General features: G+C 36.9%; 1 protein-coding gene. It reads right to left on the bottom strand.

Annotation, left to right across the window (positions count from 1 at the left end):
- On the bottom strand, nt 1-347 hold a 347-nt coding region (locus FC45_RS07535), incomplete at both ends, for an amino acid permease (RefSeq protein WP_155517715.1).

Genomic DNA, 347 nt, shown 5'->3' with positions numbered 1-347 from the left:
GGATTTGCTACTTCACCAGCACTAATCCCAATTAATTCAATCCCTTGGTAAGAACCAACAATAATTGACATTGAAAAAATGAATCCCTTTAGGCCCCCAGTGAAGAACCCACCATGACTCCATAAATTACTAAAGCCAACAGGTTTCCAATTGTTACCTAGTCCAAGTAAAATTACTAAAAGTCCAACAATAATCATTAAGACAATTGTAACTACTTTAATCATTGAGAACCAAAATTCAAGGCTAGCATAAGCCTTGGCACTAGCCAAGTTTGCTAAAAGTAAGAAGCCAATAATAATGATTCCAACGAGTAAAGCCGGGGTCTTTGGCCACCAAAACTTCAAATA

The sequence above is a fragment of the Lactobacillus jensenii DSM 20557 genome (assembly GCF_001436455.1).
Lineage (GTDB): Bacteria > Bacillota > Bacilli > Lactobacillales > Lactobacillaceae > Lactobacillus > Lactobacillus jensenii.
Note: the sequence above shows the minus strand (reverse complement) of the source record. Positions and strands in the feature narration are given on the sequence as shown.